This window comes from Vasconcelosia minhoensis LEGE 07310, from assembly GCF_015207255.1.
In the GTDB taxonomy this organism is placed as follows: Bacteria; Cyanobacteriota; Cyanobacteriia; order Phormidesmidales; family Phormidesmidaceae; genus Vasconcelosia; species Vasconcelosia minhoensis.
On record NZ_JADEXG010000135.1, the window covers coordinates 1 to 2,972 of the forward strand.

Here is a 2,972-nt window from a genome sequence, read left to right on the forward strand (position 1 = left end):
CCCCATGATGCTCAGTCCCCTAATCTGGCTCCCCGTCATCGGTGCCCTCTTTATCGGCCTCGTTCCCCTGTCGGCCAAACAGGCTCGCGGCGCGGCGCTAGCAGTTGCTAGTGCGGTCTCCCTGTGGGCGCTCTGGCTGTTTACCCAGTTTGACCTCAGTAATTTTGGTCTACAGATGTCCGAAAAACTGCCCTGGCTTCCTGCCCTGGGATTGGACTATGAGCTGGGGCTGGATGGCCTAGCCCTGCTGATGGTGGGGCTCAACAGCCTGCTCACCTGGATTGCGCTCTACAGCAGCTCCAGCGATACCGAGCGGCCAAAGCTCTTCTATTGCCTGATGCTGATTGTCAGCAGCGCGATCGCGGGCGCCTTTCTAGCCCAGAATTTCCTCCTGTTCTTTCTGCTCTATGAGCTGGATCTGGTGCCGCTGTATCTGCTGATTTTGATCTGGGGCGGCGAGAAAAGTGGCTATGCGGCGACTAAGTTTTTGCTCTATACGGCGCTGTCGGGCGCGCTGATTCTCGTCGGCTGCTTTGGCATGTTCTGGCTGGGCGGGGCCAGCGATTTTAGCTACAGCAGCCTGGCTGAGGTGAGTCTGCCCCTGCGCTGGCAGGTGGTGTTGCTAATTCCGCTGCTGCTGGGCTTTGGCATTAAGGTGCCGCTGATTCCGCTGCATACCTGGCTACCCGATACCTATGTAGCGGCCTCGACGCCGGTGGCGATTATGCTAGGCGGCGTGCTGGCTAAGCTAGGCACCTACGGGCTGCTGCGGTTTGGCTTCAGCCTCATGCCTGACGGCTGGCGGGTGCTGGCACCGGGGCTAGCGGTGTGGGCGGCGATGACGGTGATGTATGGGGCGATAGTCGCGATCGCGCAGCGCGACATCAAGCGGATGGTGGCCTACAGCTCAATTGGGCACATGGGCTACATCCTGCTGGGCATGGCGGCGGGCAATCCCCTTAGCCTAGCGGGCTGCATTGCTCAAATGGTCTCCCATGGTCTAATTTTGGCCATTCTGTTCCACCTGGTCGGCATTGTTGAGGCCAAGGTGGGGACTCGTGAATTAGACGTGCTGAATGGGCTAATGAATCCAATCCGTGGGCTGCCGTTGACCAGCGCTCTGCTGGTGCTGGGCGGTATGGCCAGCGCGGGCATTCCAGGACTGGTGAACTTCGCCGCTGAATTTGTGATATTCCAGGGTAGCTTCCCTCAGTTTCCGGTGCAGACGTTAATCTGCGTGGTGGGAACGGGGCTGACGGCGGTGTACTTTGTGATTTTGCTGAACCGCACCTGCTTCGGTCGGCTAGACAACGCCCGGGCCTATTTTCCGAAGGTCACGCTCGATGAGAAGATTCCGGCTTTTGTGCTGATGGCGCTGATTGTCTTTCTGGGAATTCAACCTGTCTGGCTGATGCGCTGGACTGAGTCCACACCCGTGTCGCGAATTGCAGAAGTGACTGCTTCGGCTCAGGTTTCGCTTGACGTAAGACAGTCGCCGTTGGCATTGCTGTCATCTTTTCGAAAGGATGGGTTTGCTGACTAACTGTTTTGGTAGATAGTACTGTTTACCGGTGGTTTGACCCACCCTACGGCTTCTTAGAAAACAATTCCTATTCCTATGACTTCAACAATGCTTTCCAAACCAACGCTTCCACCTTCGTCTCACGAATTTTCTGAGATCATTCATCGGCTTGAGGCAGGCGGCTCAATGCTGCCAGATACGCCGGAAAATCTGATGCAGATTATTGGCATTTATAAAGCCTACGCCGTGCCGATGGATTTTTACTGGCGTGACCTGCTCTACATTGCAGAGCGGGTATTTCTAAATCCGCTGCCGTTCTTTAAGTACTTTATCTCAGACGAATACCTGAAGCGACCCAATGCCTATGCTGGCGAACAGTCACAGCTGCGGATCTGGCGGGGAGAGGCCGAAGCTCACCCAGAGCTGCTAGCCTTTATGGAAACCGGCGAGGTGGGGCGGAAGCTGCCGAAGCTGCTGCACCATCTCTGGCATGACCGGGTGAATATGGAGTTTGCCGAAGCCTGTATGCAGGCGATGTTCTGGCATCGGGATATTAATCCCAAGTTCAACGAGTATCTCTACAGCGAGCCCTATCTGGAAATGGCAGACCGGGCCATTCGGGCTTACTTTAGGCGCAATTTGCCTATGCTAGGGCTCTATAAGCTGTTCCCTGACATGTTTTTGGAGCAGGTGCGACAGATGTCCTACTACGCCAATCTGGGGCTGTTTTGGGAAGTTATGGCTCCGGTCTTTTTTGAAATGTCGGATATTTACGATGAGGGCGGCTTTGAGGGCGTCCCCGACGCGATGGATTTTTTGGTCAACGGCATTTTTGCGGTGGCCGGTCGTCCGATCTATCATCACGTCTATATCGGCGACGAATGTTTTGAAATCATTCCCAAGTCTGCCGGGTTCACCTGGCTCTATGAAGCCGCGCTTCCCTACGTCGAAGCCGTGTTCTACCGGACTGCTCCCTTTCGCGGCACCAAATCCTACAACGCCCAGGCCGGTCAAGTTCCGGCTGACCAGGCCGAGTTTCACTATGGCATCCTTTACGCCGATGTCTTTCCTGTAGGAACGGCGGGTATTCCGCCGACGCTGCTGATGCAGGATATGCTTCACTTCCTACCGCCCTACCTGGAGGAATACTATCGGCAGCACTGTCGTCAGGAAGATGATGCGCTGATTCAGCTGGGGATTACCTTTCAGCGGTCGATGTACAACGTTACCTCCGCTGTCATTCAGGCGCTGCGGGCGGCGTTACGCTATCCCCTGGACGACCCTAACCCCGAGCATCTCAAGGCTAATCGGCAGTTTTTTGAAGCCCAAATGGATCGGATGAAGCGCCCAGAAGCCCGCCTCACGGATATCCAACACCCCAGCTACCGCTAGATCAGACTCACGTCTCTGTTGAGGAGCTGGTCTATCCCAGCCACCACCACCCACCACC

The 2,972-nt window shown here is 55.9% G+C and carries 2 protein-coding genes; both read left to right on the forward strand.

The features are described from left to right. Nucleotides 1-7: 7 nt before the first annotated feature. Entirely contained in the window at nucleotides 8-1,543 is a 1,536-nt protein-coding gene (locus IQ241_RS25040; RefSeq protein ID WP_193912510.1) for an NADH-quinone oxidoreductase subunit M, read from the forward strand. A gap of 75 nt (nucleotides 1,544-1,618) precedes the next feature. After that, nucleotides 1,619-2,914 (forward strand): CO2 hydration protein, encoded by a 1,296-nt coding sequence (locus IQ241_RS25045; RefSeq protein ID WP_193912508.1) that lies wholly within the window; start codon nucleotides 1,619-1,621, stop codon nucleotides 2,912-2,914. Nucleotides 2,915-2,972: the final 58 nt, after the last annotated feature.